Annotated in this window: 3 protein-coding genes; 1 reads left to right on the top strand and 2 read right to left on the bottom strand. The window is 60.1% G+C overall.

The genetic code is table 11. From position 1 onward, the window contains the following. Positions 1-9 precede the first annotated feature (9 nt). Complete coding sequence (locus AC3IQ7_RS14045) at positions 10-873, top strand: transposase (RefSeq protein ID WP_489210188.1); 864 nt, start codon at positions 10-12, stop codon at positions 871-873. 322 nt (positions 874-1,195) lie between these two features. Here AC3IQ7_RS14045 and AC3IQ7_RS14040 read toward each other — a convergent pair whose 3' ends face one another. Both AC3IQ7_RS14040 and AC3IQ7_RS14035 read right to left on the bottom strand, forming a co-directional pair. After that, a complete protein-coding gene (locus tag AC3IQ7_RS14040) occupies positions 1,196-1,768 on the bottom strand; it encodes a hypothetical protein (RefSeq protein WP_489210186.1) in 573 nt (190 codons plus the stop codon). Next, on the bottom strand, positions 1,758-22,286 hold the full coding sequence (locus tag AC3IQ7_RS14035) for a two-partner secretion domain-containing protein (RefSeq protein ID WP_489210184.1): 20,529 nt from the start codon (positions 22,284-22,286) through the stop codon (positions 1,758-1,760). The genes AC3IQ7_RS14040 and AC3IQ7_RS14035 overlap by 11 nt, the downstream gene beginning before the upstream one ends. Positions 22,287-22,294: the final 8 nt, after the last annotated feature.

The following is a 22,294-nucleotide window of genomic DNA, read 5'->3' as shown; positions in this document are numbered from 1 at the left end:
CTGTACCGTATGACGCGACCACTACGACTTGAGTTTGCCGGTGCTCTCTACCACGTTACTTCGCGCGGCGACCGGCGTGGCGCAATTTATCGGGACGATACTGATCGCCTTGCTTGGCAAGAAGTATTAGAACATGTGTGTGAACGGCACCATTTTATCGTGCACAGTTTCTGCCAGATGAGCAATCATTATCATCTTCTCGTTGAAACGGTCGAGGCGAATCTGTCGCAAGGCATGCGCCAACTCAATGGCGTTTATACCCAGCATTTCAATCGACGCCACAAGCTTGTCGGGCACGTATTGCAAGGCCGCTACAAAGCCATCCTGGTGCAGAAAGAAAATTATCTGTTGGAATTAGCCCGCTACATCGTCTTGAATCCAGTCCGGGCGCATATGGTGGCATCACCCGACGACTGGTACTGGAGCAGCCATCACTACGTTTTGGACGATGCAATGCCTCCATGCTGGTTGACGCGTGACTGGCTCTTGAGCCAGTTTGGCGCTACGCGTAACGAGGCGGTCGCCAACTATTCTCGGTTTGTCGCTGCCGGGATGGGCGAAACTAGTCCGCTCATCCATACCTGCCACCAGATGCTTCTGGGCGATGACGCCTTCGTTTCGGCACATCAGCAATCGCAGCGTTCCGATGCATACAAAGATACGCCAAGGCAGCAGCGCCGCGCTGTCGCGCTATCACTAGCGCAATACAAAGCCCTCTATAGCAACAGAGACGAGGCAATGGCACGCGCCTATCTCTCAACCGCTTTTACCATGTCCCACATCGCCGCCGCTTTTCACGTCTCAAGCAGGACAGTCAGTCGAGCCGTATCGACATTTAGTAAAACGCAACCTGCTGCAGATCGAGACGACTAAGGCTGAGATCGTGTACGAATGCCGGACCTGACCCCGGCCTCCGCTATAGCGACAGAGACGAGGCCATGGCACGCGCTTATCTGTCAACCGCTTTTACCATGTCCCACATCGCCGCCGCTTTTCACGTGTCGAGCAAGACAGTCAGTCGGGCCGTATTGGCATTTAATAAAGCGCAACTTGCTGTCGATCAAGACGGCAAAGGTTCAGACCGTGTACAAAAGTCGGACCTGACCCCGCCCCCCCCCCGTTTGACTCCCCGCCCCCCTGTTCAAGACGGTATCTACTCCTGGACTGCCATCACTAAAACCACGGAAACACTTCTTTACGGTATAAGTTTTCGCATACCATTTCTCTCTCGAACTGTTTCAATGGCACTTTTATACTGAAAAATCTCCTCCAATTCTTCACGCAGCTCATCCTTTTTTAATAATGGATCGAAAAATCTAATTATCAAAAAAACCATTCTGAATTCATTGCTGAATGGAATATCCTCATTTTTTAAAATTTCCTGAGGCGATACTGTTACAAGAAGTTTGAAATTTCTCAGTAGATCCTTTATATCTCTGACAGAGTCACCTTGCTTCGCCCCCCAAGTCCTAATGGCAAGACACCTATTTAGAATGCTAGAAACGAGATTTTTTTCAACTACGTCTTTATCATCTTTCACTTCATCAGCAATTCGCTCAAATAAATATACCGCCAATCTTAGCCATTCAAGGCCCTCGTCAAATACCTTCTCACCAACAATAAAATTTGCCGCAATAACTTCAGCACTTTCCGCCACCCGACTCCAGTTGAACTTACATTTAAAATTACCTTTTGCAAAATTCAGGCATTCTTTTGCCCCCAAGGAAATAAAGTCATCATATTTTTTTGCCTTCTCATTAATATCCATAGCCCACTCCTAAATAATCCTTGGGTATTTTTGGGTTAACTGTCTTGAAATCAATTCCGAGGTCACCAAACCCCTTAACTCCAATATTGAGTGTCTCTAACGATGGTTGGAAATGCCCAGATTTTCTATTTATTTCGCTACCAAAATTACGCACCCCACCTTTCCCATTATCAAAAACATCAATTATGGCCTCTCCTGCGGCCAAAACTGGTTTACCTCCAGATAATACTGTATGTTTCAACTCAACACCATCGACAAATTTCGGAATTACCACAAGATCGCCGCCCTCTAAAACTGCCCATTTTATAGGTCCTTCATTAGCAATTGCAGCGAAGGAAGGATCAGTTACTTTTGTAGGAGAAACTCCAAGTTTTTTTGCCTCAGAAAGTTCCAATTTGAGATCATTTGGCTTTAGGTTTTCAAAAACATCAACCTTTTCGCTGACGGAATCAATTTTTCCGGCCGTTTTTTCAATACTCCCAGCAACAGAAGATAAATCACCGCTCTTTGATTTAAATATTGAAGTTATTCCGCCGGACTTTTTAATCATCCCGGCAAATCCACCAAACCCTACTGATAGGACTGCTGAACCACCAACTGCCCCTTTTTGAACAGCATCTCCAGTGTATCCTGCCCTTTCAAATCCATCGCCAAAATAACCATTAACCGCTCCTGTAGCTTTGCCTATTAAATTCTCTACTGCAGGTATTTTCTTTACCCCGTAGATAATTGGCCCAGAGGCAAAATCAAGGGTTTCTACAGTATATTTGGCAACCATATTACTTTCGATGTAGTTTCCGAAAGTCATCAAAACACCGCCGACCCCTTGTGTCCCTTGATCTATGATTTCTGTACCTAAGAAAGGCCCTGGCTTCTGGCCAACCTGCGCATACTGATGTTCAGCGTCGCCCATGGGCGCATCAGTATTGCCCATCAGCCTGACCTCTACATTCGGCGTACGTGGAGTGTTAACCGCAGAAAGCCCAGCATTTGCAAAATTGGCCGTGACTTCGGCAATTTGCTGTGGTGACGCGCCACGCAAACTCAAGTAGTTTCCTATGCGACGATTTACCTCGTTCTGGGGAAGATTTTGAGACTCAGGGTCAAACCGCAGATTAGTTAGAAGCCTCAGTGCTTCCCAGTCCTCCTTCGACGTGAACTCATTGAACCCGGCATCGGTTGCAAGTTTCTGCACACGTGCTTGTTGCTCATAGGAGAGTGCCTTCAAGGACTCAGGAATATTTGCATGGTAAAGCAGGCCTGATACGCTACTCCCTCCAGCGCTTGCGGCCGCACCAACCAGCCCTCCCCCCAAGGCGCCAGCCAATGCATTGGCCAATACACGTGAGGAACCTCCTTCACTCCAGTTATGCTCAATTTCAGCTGCTTGCTTATACATCTCCTCACGTTGCGCCCCATCCGACACCTCCGCTGCCGCCTTCTTCAGCTTGTCGGCCTCGTCCAACTTCCCGTTCGCAAATTTGCCGATTTCAGCAGTAGCAGCCTTACTGAACGCTTCTGTAATCGCCACTTGCGCCTGCACTTCTTTTTCCAGATTTTTACCATCCCAGCCTTTCTTTAGGGCTCCGCTACTATCTTTTTCGCTGCTCACATCACGATTCAGACCTGACAACATTTCTGCCGTTGTCTTGCCCGTCAATGCTTCTTGTTTCTGCGCATCACTAATCAAGATCGCGCCGCCACTAATCCCGGATGTCGTAGTACTTCCCTGGCTGCCTGACACGCTACCGAAACCGGCAGAACCACTCGACCCCGATTTGCTGTTCGCTGCAGCGATTTTCTCCGGCGTACTCGCCGTATTCTGCGTCCCAACTTTGGCTTCCAACGACCCGCTCAAGCTGAACCCGCTCGCCGAATGCTCATCCTTGTTTTGCAGCTCGCTCGTCGTCAAGGTGCCCGTGATCAGCGAGTTCTTGCCATCCGTGATGGCCTTGCCGCTGCTGGCAATCACGCCGGCCTGCAAATCGGTATTGCCAGTAACGTTGATCTGGAAGCCACCGTCGCCCGCCTTGATGCCGCTTTGTTCCGTGACGCTGGCAAAGTCACCTTTGGCCTTGCTCTTCGAGACGCTGCCGCCGACACTGCTGGCGCCATAGCAGAACGGAGGAATACACAAGCTCATGTTGAAGCCCGCGCTGCTGCTCTTGCTGGCGTAGGTGCTCGTATCCTGCAAGCTGATAATGTTCAGGTTGCCACCGATGGCGCCCTTGACCATATCTGCCGCCAGGATCGCGCCTTGCAAGGTCGTGTCGCCACCACTGATGATGGTTGCCGTCTTGCCTGCCGTCACATAGGAGTTGGTGTAATAATTGTCCGTGCCATCGGCCTTGCCGCGCGCCTGGTTTGCAGCGATATCGAGACTAAAGCCGTTTTGGGTACCGCCGAATGTATAGCCGATGCCGATGCTGGAACCGCTGCTGCTGTTCTTGCTGGTTTGGCTCGCCGTATTTTGCGCCGCAAGCAGATTGATCTTGTCGTCGGCGAACAAGGTAAGATTGCCGCCCGCGCCAATCTTGCTGCCGGCCACCGTCAAGTCGCTTCCCGCTCCTGCCCCGGTCGCAACGATGCTGACCTTACCGGCTGCATTGACCGCGCTGCCAACCACCGTGCTGCTACTCTGGTGCATCTCGCTTTCGCTCTTGCTGCTGCCCAGGCTGACGCTGATCTTGATGCCAGCAGTGTTGGTCAATCCCTTCGCAGCCATGCCAGCCAGATCCGTGGCCTTCGATGCCAAAGTCACGGCCGCCAGGGCTTGCATGCGAGAGTCCTTCGTCTGTTCGGCGGCCTTCGCCAGGCTGCCGATGCTTTTCACTGCGTCGACAATCGGCACGTTGACCGTACCGCCAAGGGCCACCTTGCTGAAGGTCGTGTGCTGCTCGCTGGCATTGCTGTTGTACGCCTCCTTGATCAGCACATTCTTGCCCACGATGCTGATATCGCCAGGCAGGCCGCCATTCGCGCCCGCGCCGGTCGCCAGCACTTCGCTGGCCGTCTGCGTATACGTCTCGCCCGCGCGCAGCGACACATTGCCGCCCAGGCTGGCAATCTGACTACCCACTTGCGCCACACCCGTGTTCTTGCCATCGCTGGTGGTTTTTACCGTGCCGAAGGCTGGCTGGGTGAAGCTGCCGATAAAGCCGGACTTCTTGCTGTAGCTGCTAGACGTCGTGTCCTTGTCATTCTCGGCACTGACGATGCTCAAGTTACGCAAGGCGGTCAGGTCAATGTTGCCATCGGCTACCACCGTACTGCCCTTGATGGCGACGTCGCGTCCGCCCACCATCGTCACACTGCCGCCACTGACGGCGCTGCCAGCCTGGGTAACGGTGCGGCCATCGTCGGCCTGGCTGGTCAGCGACTTGCTCAGGCCAAAGGTGCCGCTCTTCTTGACTTGCTTGGAGTGAATCTCCTTCCCGTCCAGTCCGACGGACTCGATGCTGATATCGTTTTTCGCAATTAAGTTGGCTGCTTCGTGCGCAAGTACCGATGAACCCGCCACCTTCAGATCATGCCCGGCGACAATATCGACGGTATTGCCCGTCAATGAAGTCCCCAGCGCCGTGCTGGTCTGCACGAGATCGCGCGTGGTCGTGGTTTTGCTGGAGAAAGTACCGCTCTTCTTGACCTTGCTTGCCACATCCAGGCTGTCGGTGGCCACGCCATTGACCAGGCTGATGTCATTGCCCGCCACCAGTCCCAGCGCCCCGCCCGCCTGCACATCGGCCGCGCGCGCCAGCAAATCATGGCCCGCCTGCAAATTGACATTGCCGGCGCCCATGATCTGGCTGCCCACTTCGCCTGTCTTGCTTTCTTTGCGGTAATTGTCCGCGTTGCGCACTTGGTCGTGCGTCGAGGCGACGGCGACGGTATTGAGAGTCAGGTTATTACCTGCGACCAAGCTGGTCTGGCCATTCACGCCGGCATTGGCGATGACGCCGCCGGTCAGCGTCATATCACGACCCGCCTGGGCGATCAGCGTATTACCTTCACCCGTGCCGGTCACGTACAGGCCCGCCACCTTGTCGACGACGGTGCTGGTTTCGCTATTGCCCATCCCTTTCTTGCTGGCATTGCTGACAGTGGTCGTGACGATGTTGATGTCTCGTCCGGCGCTTGCGATGAGCTTGTCTGTCGCGATCACCTGGCCGCCAGCATTATTAATGTCATTGCCGGCCAGCATGACGATCTGCTTGCCGCCCAGCTCGCTGCCCTGGCTGGTACTCTTGGTCGAGCTGTTGCCATACCAGCCTTGACGCGTTTCTGTATCACGCGCCGTGGCAATATCGATATTGCGTTCGGCAGATAACTGCAGCGTTTCCGCGGCCTGGACATTTGCCGCTTTCAGCTGGATATTGTCACCTGCACTCAGGCGAATATCGCCGGCAGATGAAATAGTGCTGGCGGTTTCTTTACTGGACGTATTGGTCGTGTGCCGCTGCCCAGTACCTGCCAACGTGAACTCACTGCCGCTGTTCACCGTCGTGACGGCAATATCACGGCCGGCCGCAATGCCAATGCCGCCACCGGCATCCATATTCACGACGGAAGCACCCGCGATAGTCACGTCGCGCCCGGCAGATACCAGCAAATTGCCGCTGCCGGCCGTGCCATTGCCCGTCACGTACAGGCCCGCCAACTTATCCAGGCTGGTATGACTGACGCTGTTTCTACCATCAGTGCCACTGGACGTCAGCGTTGACGTCTTCACGTTGATATCCCTTCCCGCACTTGCTTGCAGCTCGCTATTGGCGGAAATGGTGCCGCTGATGTTGTTCAGGTCATTCCTGGCATGGGCGGAAATGGCGTCGCCCGTGATGCGCCCGCCCAGGTTGTCGATATTTTCCGCATTCAGCTTGACGATCGTGCGTCCGGCAATCGTACCGCTATTGGTCAAATCGCCTTCGAGATTCAGATTGACTTCCTTGCCGGCCAATAATCCGCCCTGGCCATCGATATCGCCCTCACGCACCCGCACATACACTTGCGGCGCCAGCACTTTTTGCGTGCTGCCGTCGGCCAGCACGACTTCCTGCTCCACCAGCCAGACGATATCGCTGGTCAGCCCCGCCATTTGCTCCGCTGTCAGCGCGATACCGGGACGAAGATCCCATTGCTTGGCAAACGCAATGCCCTGATCCATCAAGGCCTTGTACTGCTGTTCGTCGTTGCTGTAGTCACCCACGAAACGCTGTCCCGTCAGCGCGGCTACTTGTTCGCGCACCAGGCGTTGCTCGTAGAAACCGTCGCCCAGGCGCTTTTGCGTCACGGACGGATCGCTTTTCACCTGCTTGAGCAAATAATCGGAACCCGTCCATTCCCGATAACTGGCAAAGCGGGGGTCGGTTTCCACCAGATAGCGGGACGATGGCGCAGAACTCACCTTATACAGACTGGCGTTCGGAATCTGCAGCGATGAACCCGTGGTCCGCACCACTTGTGCGCGCGTGGACGGGTTACCCAGTTTCACCTGGGTAATGCCATTCATGCGCACCTGCCCCACTCCACCAACAGCACCTGCGTGTGCCGCGCTGCCTGTCGAGGCTGCGATAGCCATGTCTTTCAGCGGGTTCAATCCGGTTCCGGTGCTTGCTTGCGCGCCATTGACACCGGTCAATGCAGTCGGCGCCAGCGTTGCAATCTCGCCTGCCCGGCCAAGCATGCCCGCATTGGCGATACCGCCTGGCCCGCTTTGGCCCTGCACTTGATCTGCCGCAATGCCAGCCCCGGCGACGGGAACGAGCCCCGTGTGCGAGCTGGCGTGGCTGCCGGCAATGCCACTCAACTGAGCAGCATTCACCGTCCCCACATCTCCCGCCTGGCCAAGGACGCCACCATGAGCTGCGCCGCCGGGCCTATTGCCGCCTGACACGACCGTGACCAACCCCTCAGACGAGCGCGTCAGCAAGGCCGCATCAACGGCTGCGCCAGGCTGGCCAGCACCGCTGGCCGCATCAACGTGAGCACCGGACACCGTGTCAACGGCAACAGTACGGGCCGCATCGCCCGTACGCGTGCTGCCAGTCATACCTCTACTACCGGATGCCAGCGCTGCGCTTTGTCCTGCAACAAGTCCTGCCGCCACAGTCGATGCATGATTCAATTCCGAAGCGGTATTGGCGGCGACACCTTTCGCACCATTCAGCTGGCTGGCCGGAGCGACACCAACGGCCGCATCGGCGGCTGAATTACCAGCGCGGTCAGTCTTCTGAATAGTGCTCACCCCATCGACATGAGCAATTTCTTGGCCGCTCACATTGCCGGAGCTACCCACACCGACCGAGCCCAAGACAACAGTTGAGGTATTGACACTCCCAGAGGTATTCCCTATTTGCTCGGCCCCAGTGCTGACTCCACTTGCTGCCACATTGGCAGGTCGGGTACCCTGGCCACCCGGCGCCGTAAATTGCTCGTTACGAGCCGTGTCAATATTGGCCGATGGAAAGCTCTCAGTTGTATCAATTGATGTGCCACTAACTTCTGTACAAAATGAACCCGGATTGCAGGCCATAGGCACGAAATAGTATGAGACGCCTTTCTCATGAATCCTTTTATCCCCTCGCGTAGTTTTGTTATGCAAAACTGCACGATCCATAGCCAACTCACCACCAGCAATAATATGACTATTGTCATTTACTATGTAATTTGAATTTATTTTTAATCTGCTACTTGCGATAATTCGTCCCGGATCAGAACTAACTATCGCACTTTCATAAATAGTTCGGGTTATATCCCGACGGTGGAAAGCTTGTGCCCCACCGTCTGGTGTCTTAATAGAGGAGAGGTCGCCGGGCATGTGCACGCGCAAATAAATTTCTAATCCCGGAGTACCTTCGCGATACCAATTCGCGGATCCATATCTCTGATACTCGGTTACTGTTTCTGTCGTTTCCCGTCCAGCATCAAAAACCAGATGATTATTGAGGATATTGACCTGATTCGCACTCAGATCCAGACTCCCCAGCGCCTCGATCGTCGCGCTGGCATTTGTCACTGATCCCGCCCAGCCCGTGGCGGTGCGGTTACCGTCCAGATAGCCGCCGATGGCCATGTCGCCGCCGCTGAAGATCAGGCCGTGCTCACGGTTGTTGAGTGTGGTGACGCCGATATCGAGGCGCTCGCGCGCGGCGATGGTGGCCGCCACGCCGCCTTCCACGTCATTGTTGACGGTAGCGCCACCGATGCTCAGATAGTCGCCGTAGATGCGGCCCGTGCCCATGTTGTTCAGCGTGCCGACGTTCAGTTGCGTGCTGATGCCGTCGATCACCCCCCGGTTGTTCAGCAGACCGGCGACATTGACGCGCGTCGTGCCCGCGTTGATGTCGCCCGTGGCCGTGTTATCGAAATTGGCGGCGCCCAGGGTCAGCATGCTGAGCGCCTGGATTTTCCCGGCGTTGGTCAGTTGCCCGCCGATGGTGATATCCGCATTGCCATTGGCCATCAGTTCTGCCCCGGCATTCAGCGTAAAATTGCCGGCCAGGTCCAGTGCCAAGTCCTTCTGTGACAACACCTTGCCGTCGCCGCTCAAGCTGCCCGCGCGGATGTCGGTACGCACACCACCGATGATGGTGCCGCCCGAGTTGGTCACGGCCAGTCCACGGCCGGAACCGGCATCGTGCAGCGTCAGCGTGCCACCGGCGCTGAGCATGCCCAGGGTATTGTTGATACTGCCCGCGCTATTGATCGCCAGGTTGCCGTCCGCGCGCACAGCGCCCTGCACATTGCTGATATTGGCACTGTTCAGGGTCACATGCACGCCTTCGATGCCCTGGTTCGCGCCCATGGTGCTGGCATTGTCGATAGCGCCGCCCGTCACGGTGACGGCCGCGCCGGAGCGGATCAAGCCTTGCTGGTTATTAATACTGCCGCCACCCGCGTTCAGGCCTATATTGCCCAGCACCTGGACTTGTCCGCCCTGGTTTTGCAAGCCGCTCAGGGCCAGATCCAGCGCCGACTTGCCGACGACCTGGCCACCACGGTTGTCCAGCTGGCCCACGCTGCCCGTGATGTTGCCGGCCGCGCCCAGGTAGCCGCCCGCATTGTTCCAGCTGCCCGTTTGCAGGCTGAGGCCGGCGCCGCTGCTGATGCCGCCGGCACTGCCCGGATGGCGCACCGCATACGCGCCCGCATTGGTATTGAGCAAGGCGTTGCCTTGCGTATCGATGGTCATGGCGCCGCCCGATTGCAGCAAGCCGCCATCGTTGTCCAGGATACCCGTCTGCAAGTTGACGGTGCCTGCACCCGCCAGGGTGCCTTGGTTGTTGTTGAATACCTGCCCATGCGTGTCGAGCGTGACGTTCGCGCCGGCAATGGTGCCTTGCCCGTTCCACAGACCGCCATTGCGCAGGATGATGTCGCCACCCGCTTGCAGGGTGCCGCCATTGTTGATGGTCGCGCCGGTCGAGATCACCTGCAGCTGGCCCTGCACCGAGGCCAGCTTGCCGCCGGCGCTGTTGTCGATGCTGGCCGCGTTCACGATCATATTGCCCGTGGCGGCCAGCAAGCCGCCCGCATTGTTCAATGCCTGCGCCACATTTGCCGTCAGCTGCCCGCCTGCCGTGGCGCTGCCGCCCTGGTTCAGCAGATTTCCGGCACCCAGCATGACATTGCCGCCACCGGCGATAGCGCCGCCATGGCGGTTGTCGAGCACATTGCTTGCCGTCACCGTCAGGTTGGCCGTGCCAGCCGCCTGCAGCTTGCCGCCCTGGTTGTTAAGGGTCGGTGCGACAATCGTCGTGTTGCCATTGCTGGCGATAGTGCCGCCGCGGTTGTCCAGGCTGGTCGTCAATTGAATGCTGGCATCACCTTTACCCAGCTGCGTCAGGTTGCCGCCGGCATTGTCCAGAGTGCTACCCGTCACGCTGATTTGCTGTGCGATGGTACTGGCGTTGCGGTGGTCGATGGTGCCGGCCGTGACGACCAGCGCGCCATTGCCCGTGATCTGTCCGCGCAGGTCGTTCAGCTGGTTCGCTTGCAGACTCAAGGTACCGCTGCCCGCGTGTTCGATCTTGCCATCCGTATTCGTCAGGGTGGCTGCCTTCAGGGTCAAATTGGTGCTGTTGACGGCGATGCGGCCGCTTGTGTTGTCCAGCACGCCGGCGGGCGCCGTCAGCTCGATGGCGGTGTTGCCCGTGCCAGTTTGCACGATGCTGCCTTGCTGGTTGTTCAGGTTACCCACGCCAACGGCCAGCTGGCCGGCGCTGATATCGCCGCGTTGGTTGTTCCAGGTCTGGCCATTCGCACCGGCCGTGATCGTCAAGGCGCCCGGCGTGGTGACCACGGCGCCGCTGGTGCTGACGTCGCCTGTCGTCGCCGTCAGGCTGATATTGCCGGCACTGCTGCGGCTGCCACCAAGGTCGACGCTGCCGCCGCCCAGACTGGCATTGCCTGCCGCCAGCACCTGCCCGTGGGCACCCAGCGCCTGCTGCGCCGTGACTTGCAAGTTGCCGCTGGCCTGCAAACTACCATCGGCTTTCACGCCCGCGCCGACCAGGCTGGCCGCGCCGCTTTCGATACTCTTGGCACTGATCGTGTTATTGCCCTGGGCTAGGATCACGCCGGCATTCTCCAGCGCGCCCGTCACGGTCAGCACCTGTTCTGCGCCGGCAAACAGGCTGCCGCTGTTGCGCACGCTGCCCGCCGTCGTCGTCAGATTGCCGCTGGCAACGACGCTGCCCTGTGCATTGAGCAACTCGTCCATGCTCAATTGCGCATTGCCGCCTGCCGCCTGCAATTGGCCCAGCGTATTGTCCACCTTGCCGCCGGCCACTGTCAGGTCGCGCCCGGCAATGATCACGCCGCTGGTATTGTCCAGCTTGGCCGTCGCCGCCACATTGACGTCCTGCGCGGACGCAATACGGCCATGGTCGTTGAGCAACTCGCCCGTTTCCACGCGCACATTGCCGTTCGCTTCGATCTTGCCGCCGCTATTGTCCAGGCGCGTGCTGGCCTGCACCGTTGCCGCGCTCGTGCCCAGCTGCGTGATCTGCCCTTGGCGATTGTCGAGGACGCCAGCGGAGACGTTCACCTGCTGCGCCAGCAAGCTGGCGTTGCGGTGATCGATGTAATTGGCCGCCACGCCCAATGCACCATTGCCCGTCAGGTGACCCCGCTGTCCATACAGATTCGTGGCGCGGACGTCCAGTACACCCTTGCCTGCATGTTCGATCTTGCCATCGATATTCGTCAGGTCGCCCGCCTGCAGGCGCAAGTTGGCGCTGTTGACGGCGATGCGCCCACCCGTGTTGTCCAGCGCCCCTGTCTCGATGACGGTGTCACCAGCACTCGTCTGTATCAGCGTACCTTTGGCGTTGTCCAGGTTGGCCACGCGCAAGGACAATTGTCCCGCACTCAGGCTGCCGCCCTGGTTCACCAGTGCCTGCCCGTTGGCGGCATTGGCCGTGATGCTCAATAGGCCATTGGTCGACACGACGGCCTTGCTGGTCGTCATGTTGCCCGTCAAAGCCGTCAAGCCGATATTCGCCGCGCTGCTCTGGCTGCCGGCCACATCGACCGACGCGCCCGTCAATTGCAACTGACCGGCCGCCATGTTCTGGCCACCGGCTTGCAAGGCGCCACGGGCTGTCACCGTCAGGTCACCGGCCGAGGCAAAGCTGCCATCGGCGCGCATGCCTGCCGCCAGCAAACCGTTGCCGCTGAGCTGTCCTGCCGTAATCGTCGTATTGCCCAGGGCGGCCAGCGAGCCGGTATTGCTGAGCACGCCACCGACATCCAGGGTCTGGTTGCGCCCCGCATACAGCACGCCAGCGTTGAGCACGTCGCTGCTGACCTTGGCCGCGATATCCGTGCCCGCGCTGAGCGTGCCCTGCGCATTGCGCAGGCTGGCCGCATCCAGTCGCAAGGCGCCAGTGCCCGCCTGCAGCAAGCCGCGCGTGTTGTCGATGGCGCCGCCTAGGTGCAGATCGGTCGCCGCCGCGATCACGCCGTCGGTATTGACGAGTGCGCCAGTGCTGGCGATGTCGGCGGACGTTGCCGAGGTGATCTTGCCTTTGGTGTTGTCCAGGCTGCCGGTCTCCATCGACAACACGCCGTTGCCGGCCATCTCCCCATTCGTATTATCGAGCTGGCCCGTGACGGCGACCGTCATGTCGCCCGCGCCCGTCTGCAGCAGATGACCGCCCCGGTTGCTCAGGCTGTCTGCCTGCACGTTCAGGGTATGGCCCGTGGTAGTGGCGTTGGCATGATCCAGCAAGCCAGCCTTGAGATCGACGGCGCCATTGCCGATGATGCTGCCGCCGGCGCCCTGCAAGTTGGCCGCCGTGATGGCCAGGGTGCCGGCCCCCGCATGCTCGATCTTGCCGCCCGTATTCGTCAAGGTGGCCGCACCCAGGGTCAAATTATTGCTATTGACAGCGATGCGCCCGGCGCTATTGTCCAGCTTGCCCGTCTGCATGACGGTATCGCCCGTGCCCGTCTGTATCAATGTGCCCTTGGTATTGTCCAGGTTACCCACGTGCAGATCGAGTTGGCCGGCGCTGAGTTGCCCTTCCGTATTACGCAAGGTATCGTGCGCATGGATCGTCAAGGCGCCGGGCGTGCTGACCACGGCTTTCTGTGTGCTGACGTCGCCCGCGGTTGCCGCCAAAGCAATGCTGGTCGCACTGGTCTGACTGCCAGACAAGTCCACGCTGGCGCCTGTCAGGGCCGCTTTGCCCGCCGCCAGATTCTGGCCATGCGCAGCCAGCGTTTGTGTAGTGCTGATCGTCAGGTCACCGGTTGTGCCCAGCTTGCCATCGGCCTGCATGCCAGCGCCGATCAGGCTGCTTGTATTGCTGTCGAGGCTGCTGGCCGTGACGCTGGTGTTGCCGTGCGCCGCGATCACGCCCGTATTGACGATGGCGCCGCTGGCGTTCAGGGTCTGGTTGCCGGCTGCGTACAGGCTACCGATATTGTTCAGGCTAGCCAGGGTGGTGTTCAGGTTGCCGCCGGCAAACACGTTGCCTGCGTTGTTGTTCAACTTGCCAACGTTCAAGGTCGCATCGCCGGCCACGGCCTGCAACTGTCCCTTGGTATTGTCTATATCGCCACCGGACAGCTGCAGATGACGTCCTGCGGCCACCGTACCTTCGGTATTATCCAGGCTGCCGACCGTAAGCTCGGCATTCTGCGCCGCCACGATGTGGCCTGTGCTGTTCAGCAAGGTTGCGGCTTTTACCAGTGCGTCGCCATTGCCCTCGATCTTGCCGCCCGTGTTGTCGAGCTGGCCTGTGGCCGCGACCGTCATCAAGCCGGCGCCCGTCTGCGCCAGGCTACCACTGCGGTTGTCCAGCGTACCGGCATTGATGGTCAGCTGATTGGCCACCGTCGTCGCATTGCGGTGATCAAAGGCGGCTGCCGTGATGTCGAGCTTGCCATTGCCCGTGATCTTGCCGTGCTGGTTGTTGAACTGGCCGGCGTTGATGGCCAGGAGGCCCGCGCCTGCGTGTTCCAGCTTGCCATTGATGTTCGTCAAGACCGTGGCGTTCAGGGCCAGGTTGGCACTATTCACGGCGATACGGCCACTCGTGTTGTCCAGGTTCCCCGTGGTGATGGCGGTGTCGCCCGTGCCCGTCTGCACGATGTCGCCGCTGGCGTTGTTCAGATTGGCCACGTTCAGCTGTAACTGCCCTGCCACCAGTTGCCCTTGGCTGTTCACCAGCGACTGGGCGTTATTCGCATTGGCCGTGATGGCCAGCACGTTGCTGGCCGAGATGACGGCTTTGTTCGTCAGTACGTCGCCGCTGCGTGCCGTGATGGCGATATTCCCTGCGCCCGTCTGGCTGCCCGACAGGTCCACATTTGCGCCCGTCAATACGGCGTTGCCTGCCGCCAGGTTTTGCCCGCTCGCTTGCAAGACGCCATCGGCGTTGATCGTGAGATCGCCCGCCGTGCCCAGACTGCCATCGGCTTTTACGCCTGCGCCCAGCAAGCCGCTGCTAGTGACTTTGCCAGCGGTAATCTGGGTGTTGTTGACGGAAGCGATGGAGCCGCTATTGCTCAGCAAGCCGCCCACCGTCAGCTGCTGGTTGCGGCCCGCATACAGCAGACCCGCGTTGTTCAAGTCTGCGCTGAGGCGCGCCGTCAGGTCCGTGCCGGCGCTCACCGTCCCCTGCTGGTTTAGCAAGGTCGTCGCATCGAGATGCAAATTGTCCGCCTGCAATACGCCGCGCGTGTTGTCGATATTCACGCCGCCCACATGCAAATCGGCAGTCGCTGCCATCACGCCATCGGTATTATTCAGCGCTCCCTTGCTGGTAATGCTCGCCGATGCAGCGGACGTGATGCGGCCCTTGCTGTTATCCAGCACGCCAGCTTGCAGATTCAGGATCCCCGTTCCCGCATGCTCGATCTTGCCATCCTGGTTCGTGATCTTGGTGGCATCGATGCTCAGATTACTGCTGTTGACCGCGATGCGCCCGGCCGTGTTGTCCAGATTGCCGGTGACGATGATCGTGTCACCGGCCCCCGTCTGCATCACCGTGCCCTTGGCGTTGTCCAGATTACCGACATGCAGATCCAGTTGTCCTGCCTGCACCGTGCCGTCCGTGTTATGCAGGGTCTTGGTGGTCGTCACATTCAATGTACCCGGCGTCGTCACCACCGCTTTATTCGTGCTGACGTCGCCCTGTGTTGCCGTCAGGCCGATGTTGGCGGCGCTGGTCTGGCTGCCAGACATATCCACATTGGCGCCGGTGAGATTGGCGCTGCCCGCCGCCAGATTATGGCCATGCGCAGCCAGCGTTTGTGTAGTGCTGATCGTCAAGTCGCCAGCCGTGCCCAGCTTGCCATCAGCCTGCATGCCGGCGCCAATCAAGCTGCTTGCGCTGCTGTCGAGCGTCTTCGCCGTGATGCTGTTGTTGCCCTGCGCCGCGATGACGCCCGTGTTCACGATGGCGCTGCTGGCGGTCAAAGTCTGGTTGCCGGCTGCGTACAGGCTGCCCGTGTTATTCAGACTGGCCAGTGTCGCGTTCAGGTTGGCGCCGGCAAATACGTTGCCTGCGGTATTGTTCAAGTTCGCCACATTCAGGGTGGCGTTGCCGGCCACGGCCTGCAATTGGCCCTTGGTATTGTCGATATCGCCACCGGACAGCTGCAGATGACGTCCAGCCGCCACCGTACCTTCCGTATTGTCCAGACTACCCACCTGAAGTGCAGCATCTTGCGCCGCCACGATGCGGCCTGTGCTGTTCAGCAAAGTGATGGCCTTCACCAGCGCATCACCATTGCCCTCGATCTTGCCGCCCGTGTTGTCCAGCTGGCCGGTAGCCGCCACCGTCATCAGGCCGGCGCCCGTCTGCGCCAGGCTGCCGCTGCGGTTGTCCAGCGTGCCGGCATTGATGGTCAGTTGATTCGCCACCGTTGTCGCATTGCGGTGATCCAGAGCGGTTGCAGTGATATTGAGCTTGCCATTGCCCGTGATCTTGCCGAACTGGTTATTGAACTGGCCCGCGTTGATGGCCAGGAGGCCCGCGCCTGCGTGTTCCAGCTTGCCGTTGATGTTCGTCAACACCGTCGCATTCAGGGCCAGGTTCGCGCTGTTAACGGCAATGCGGCCAGCCGTGTTGTCCAGCTTGGCCGTGCTGATGGCGGTGTCGCCCGTGCCCGTCTGCACGATGTCGCCGCTGGCGTTGTTCAGGTTGGCCACGTTCAGCTGTAACTGGCCAGCCACCAGCTGGCCCTGGGTATTCACCAGTGACTGGGCGTTGTTGGCGTTGGCGGTAATGGCCAGCAGATTGCTGGCGGAAATCACTGCTTTGTTCGTCTGTACGTCGCCGCTGTGTGCGGTGATATTGATGTTGCTTGCCCCCGTCTGGCTGCCCGACAGGTCCACATTCGCGCCCGTCAACACGGCGTTGCCTGCCGCCAGGTTTTGCGCGCTCGCCTGCAGCACGCCATCGGCATTGATCGTGAGATCACCAGCCGTGCCCAGGCTGCCATCGGCTTTGACGCCGGCGCCCAGCAAGCCGCTGCTGGTCACTTTGCCAGCGGTAATATGGGTGTTGTTGACGGAGGCAATCGATCCTGTGTTGTTGAGCAAGCCGCCCACCGTCAGTTGCTGGTTACGGCCCGCGTACAGCAAGCCCGCGTTGTTCAAGTCTGCGCTGATGCGCCCCGTCAGATCCTTGCCTGCGCTCACCGTGCCCTGCTGGTTCAGCAAACTCGCCGCATCAAGCTGCAAATTATCCGCCTGCAATACACCGCGCGTGTTGTCGACAGTGACGCCGACGACATGCAAGTCGGCGGCCGCAGCCATCACACCCTCCGTATTGTTCAGCGCCGCCTTGCTGACAATTTCCGCCGACGCGGCGGACGTGATGCGGCCCTTGCTGTTGTCCAGCACGCCAGCTTGCAGATTCAGGATCCCCGTTCCCGCATGCTCGATCTTGCCATCCTGGTTCGTGACCTTGGTGGCATCGATGCTCAGATTACTGCTGTTGACCGCGATGCGCCCAGCCGTGTTGTCCAGATTGTCGGTGACGATGGTCGTGTCGCCCGTGCCTGTCTGCAAGACAGTACCTTTGGCGTTGTCCAGGTTTGCCGCATGCAGGTCGAGTTGCCCCGCCTGCAAGGTACCGTCCGTGTTATGCAGGGTCGTGGTGGTGGTCACATTCAATGTGCCCGGCGTCGTCACCACCGCTTTATTCGTGCTGACGTCACCCAGGGTTGCCGTCAGGCCAATGTTGGCGGCGCTGGTCTGGCTGCTGGCGATGTCGATGCTGGCGCCCGTCAGATTGGCGCTGCCCGCCGCCAGGTTCTGGCCATGCGCAGCCAGCGTTTGCGCGGTATAGATCGTCAGGTCGCCACTGGTGCCCAGCTTGCCATCCGCCTGCATGCCAGCGCCGATCAAACTGCTTGCACTGCTGTTGAGGCTATTCGCCGTGACGCTGGTGCTGCCCTGCGCCGCGATGACGCCCGTGTTGACGATGGCGCCGCTGGCGTTCAAGGTCTGATTGCCGGCCGCGTACAGGCTGCCCGTGTTGTTCAGGCTAGCCAGGGTGGCGTTCAGGTTGGCGCCGGCAAACACGTTGCCCGCGTTGTTGTTCAACTTGCCAACGTTCAAGGTCGCATCGCCAGCCACAGCTTGCAGTTGTCCCTTGGTATTGTCGATGTCGCCACCGTTCAATGCCAGATTGCGGCCGGCGGCCACGGTGCCTTCCGTGTTGTCCAGGCTGCCCAGGTTCAACGCGACATCCTGCGCCGCCACGATGCGGCCCGTGTTGTTCAGCAATACCTGGGCTTTGACCAGCGCATCGCCGTTACCCTCGATCTTGCCACCCGTGTTGTCCAGCTGGCCGGTGGCGCTCACCGTCATCAGTCCGGTGCCCGTCTGCGCCAGGCTGCCGGCACGATTGTCCAGGCTGCCGGCGTTGATGGTCAGCTGATTCGCCACCGTCGTCGCATTGCGGTGATCCAGCGTCGCAGCGGTAATGTCGAGCTTGCCATTACCGGTGATCTTGCCGAACTGGTTGTTGAACTGGCCCGCGTTGATGGCCAGCAGGCCAGCGCCCGCGTGCTCCAGTTTGCCATTGATGTTCGTCAACACCGGCGCGTTCAGAGCCAGGTTCACGCTGTTGACAGCGATGCGGCCAGCCGTGTTGTCCAGCTTGGCCGTGCTGATGACGGTGTCGCCTGTGCCCGTCTGCACGATGTCGCCACTGGCGTTGTTCAGATTCGCCACGTTCAGCTGCAACTGCCCTGCCACCAGCTGGCCTTGGGTATTCACCAGTGACTGGGCGTTGTTGGCGTTGGCAGTGATGGCCAGCACATTGCTGGCGGAAATCACTGCTTTGTTCGTCTGTACGTCGCCGCTGTGTGCGGTGATATTGATGTTGCTTGCCCCCGTCTGGCTGCCCGACAGGTCCACATTCGCGCCCGTCAACACGGCGTTGCCTGCCGCCAGGTTTTGCGCGCTCGCCTGCAGCACGCCATCGGCATTAACCGTGAGATCACCAGCCGTACCCAGGCTGCCGTCCGCTTTCACGCCCGCGCCCAGCAAGCCGCTGCTGGTGACTTTGCCAGCGGTAATTGTCGTGTTATTCACGGAAGCGATGGAGCCGCTATTGCTCAGCAAGCCGCCCACCGTCAGTTGCTGATTGCGGCCCGCGTACAGCAGGCCCGCGTTGTTCAAGTCTGCGCTGAGGCGCGCCGTCAGGTCCTTGCCGGCGCTTACTGTTCCCTGCTGATTCTGCAAGGTCACCGCGTCAAGCTGCAAATTGTCCGCTTGCAATACGCCACGCGTGTTGTCGATCCCAATACCCGTCAACTGCAGGTCCTGCGTGGCGGCAATCACGCCGTCTGTATTCTTCAGCACACCTTTGCTGGCGATATCTGCCGAGGCAGCCGAGGTGATGCGCCCCTTGCTGTTGTCCAGCACGCCAGCCTGCGCCTGCACGCTGCCATTGCCGGCAATGCTGCCGCGCGTATTGTCCAGCGCCTGCGCCACGTCCACGCGCATCAGTCCTGCCCCCGTTTGCTGCACGGTGCCGTCGCGGTTGTCCAGATTGCCGGCCTGCACTGTTACCTGCTGCCCGGACGTGATTGCCTGGCGGTGGTCGATCGTGCCCGCCTGAATGTCGACTAGCCCATTGCCCGTCACCTTGCCGCGCTCATCATCGAAGCGCGTTGCTTCAATATGCAAGCTGCCCGTACCCGCGTGTTCGATGCTGCCGTCGCGGTTGGTCAGCTGTTCCGCCGTCAACGCCAGGTTGGCGCTGTTGACGGCGATGCGTCCGCCCGTGTTGTCCAGGGTGCTGCCTGTTAATTGCGTATCGCCAGTGCCCGTCTGGATCACAGTGCCGCCGCGATTGTCCAGCGATCCCGTTTTCACTTCCAGCTGTCCCGCGCTCAAGGTGCCGCGCACGTTCGACAGGGACTGGCCGCTGCCGGCCGTCGTCACGGACAGCAAACCCGTGGTCGTCACCAATGCGTTATCAGTGACGACATGGCCGGTACTGGCGTTCAGGGTAATCGCCGCGCCGCCCGTCTGGCTGCCGCTCAGGTCAATGGCGGTGGCGTGCATGCTGCTTTTTCCTGCCGCCAAATTCTGGCCATGGGCGCTGATCATTTGTGCTGCCGTCAGCTGCAGCTGGCCGTTGCCGGCCAGGCTGCCGTCGGCGCGGATGCCGGCGCCCAGCAAGCTGCCAGCGGTGCTGTCGATGCGGCTGGCGTCGATGCGGTTGTCGCCCTGCGCAGCGATGACGCCGCTGTTGCTGACCTCGCCGCTCACCTGCAGCGCCTGGCTGCCAGCCGCATACACATTGCCGCTGTTCAGTACTTCGCCAGCCTTGGTGGCAAGGTTGCCACCGGCAAACACGCTGCCGGCCGTATTGTTCAGTTTTGCGACCGTCAGTGCCGCATCGCCGCCCACGGCCTGAATCTGGCCGCGCGTATTGTCGACGTCGCCAGTGTCCAGGCGCAGCTTGCCTCCCGCCGCCAGGGTCGCCTCCGTGTTGTCCAGCACGCCCGTCGACAGCGCGAGGTCCGTGCCCGAGACGATACGGCCCTTCTGATTTTGTACATTACCCGCCTGCACGCTCAAAGCGCCATTACTTTCCAGCGCGCCACCACGATTGTCAAGCCCGCCGCGCACCTGCACGCCGGTCGCGCCTTGGCTGCTCTGCGCCAGGCTACCGCCCCGGTTGTCCAAGGTGCCGGCGTTGATGCTGAGCTGCCCCGCCACCGTGCGGGCATCGCGGTGGTCGATCTGCTCGCCGCTCAGCGCCATGGCACCATTGCTGATGATGCTGCCGCGCTGCAAGTTGATCTGCGCCGCGCCGATCTCCAGCGCGCCCGTGCCCGCATGCTGGATCGTTCCGTCCTGGTTGCTCAGGCTGCTTGCCTGCAGGCGCAAGGCCTGGCTATTCGTGGCGATGACGCCGCGCGTGTTGTCCAGTGCACCCGGCAAGCGGATGGCCAGATCATTGTTGCCCAGTTGCATGATCTGGCCGCCCACGTTCGACAAGCCGTACGCCTGCACGCCCAACTGCTGGCCTGTCAGTTGCGCCGCATCGCTGCGCACGGTGTGGGCCGCGTCCAGTTGCAAGTGTTCGCGGGCAGTGACCTGCGCCCGGCTGGCGTCGAGGTCGCCAGCGCTGGCGCCCAGGCTGACGTTCCCGCCAGAAACCTGCGCTCCAGCAAGGTCCAGCCGGCGCGCCGCCAGGCTGCTGTCGCCGCCGGCCACGGCCGTACCGTGCACGGCAATGGTGTCGCCGGCAGAAACACTCAGCTTGCCGCTGGCGGCCAAGGTATTGTCCAGATTCAAGCCAGCCGCCAGTACCGAACCAGCAGTGGCATCGACACGCGCTGCCGCGCCCGTGGCTTGCACCTGGACATTGCCCTGGGCAGCGATCACGCCGCTGTTGGTAATATTGCCCTGCGCCTGCACCTGGCTGTCGCCGCCCGCATACACGGTGCCGCTGTTGGCCACGTCGCCTGCGACGGCAATGCCGGTCTGGCTGCCGCTACCGGCGGACTGGATGTTGCCGCTGTTGCTCAGCCAGCCGTTCGATTGCAGCACCAGGTTGCCGGCCGTGGCCGCCAGCACGCCCGCGTTGCGCACGCCCAGGCCCGCTTCCGTGCCGACCAGGGTAATCTTGCCAGCATACATGCCGCCCAGTTGCGCCACGTCCAGCGCGTACGCCGGGGCCGGCCCCACGCCGGACGCAGCGCCCGCCACGCCATGCGCCACATCGATCTGGTTAGTTCCCGTGACCACTTTCAGTTCCTGCGCCCAGATGCCGCCATTGATTTGCGCGGCCCGCGCCAGGATGGCCGTGTAGTCGCTCAGCGAGGTGTCCAGTCCCCGTCCGTTGATGGTGACCACGCCGCGCTGCACCATGTAGCCGTCCAGGCTGCCATCGTTAAGCATCGGCGTGCCCGTCGTCAGCACGACCCGGCTGGCGTTAATAAAACCGCCGCCGTCGATGGCCACGCCGGCCGGGTTGGCGATGACAACCTCGGCGCGCTGGCCGGCCACCTCGACATAACCGCGCAGCTGGCTGGGGTTGGCCGAATTGACTTCGTTCAATATCACGCGCGCGCTGCCGCCTGCCAGCCAGAGGTTGCCTTGTACCCAGCCGCCCGTCTGCGTCTGCACGTTGCCGCGGCTATTGTTCAGGATGGCGCCATTCGCCGTCACGTCGAACTGGCTATAGGTATTGCGCGATACGCCCGCCGCGCTCGGTGTCTGGATGTTCACCTGCGTCACGCCATTCGCGCTTTGCACCACGGTCGGGCGCTGGCGGCCCGGCGCGTTCGGATCGGCCACGATCTGTCCCATGGCCGGGCCGGACACAAAAGCCACCATGCCCAGCGCGCCAAACACGGCCAGCGCCAGCGGCCGCAACCTGGCATTGCCCCCGCCGCCATCACCGCCAAACACGCCACTGTCCAGGCCACCTTCCCCCTTGGCCGCCTTGCCTTGCGAGGAAGCATTTTCGGCCACCACCATCAATTGGCCACGGCGTTTGTTGAAGATGATGCGGTACAGGTTCTTGTTCATGAAATGTC

This window comes from Janthinobacterium sp. GL_088 (genome assembly GCF_057837845.1).
This window is presented reverse-complemented; position numbering and strand designations above follow the sequence as displayed.

Bases quoted from the DNA above. Each gene is read 5' to 3' on its own strand.
- AC3IQ7_RS14045 (WP_489210188.1), top strand. From the start codon at position 10: ATGACGCGACCACTACGACTTGAGTTTGCCGGTGCTCTCTACCACGTT.
- AC3IQ7_RS14040 (WP_489210186.1), bottom strand. From the start codon at position 1,768: ATGGATATTAATGAGAAGGCAAAAAAATATGATGACTTTATTTCCTTG.
- AC3IQ7_RS14035 (WP_489210184.1), bottom strand. From the start codon at position 22,286: ATGAACAAGAACCTGTACCGCATCATCTTCAACAAACGCCGTGGCCAA.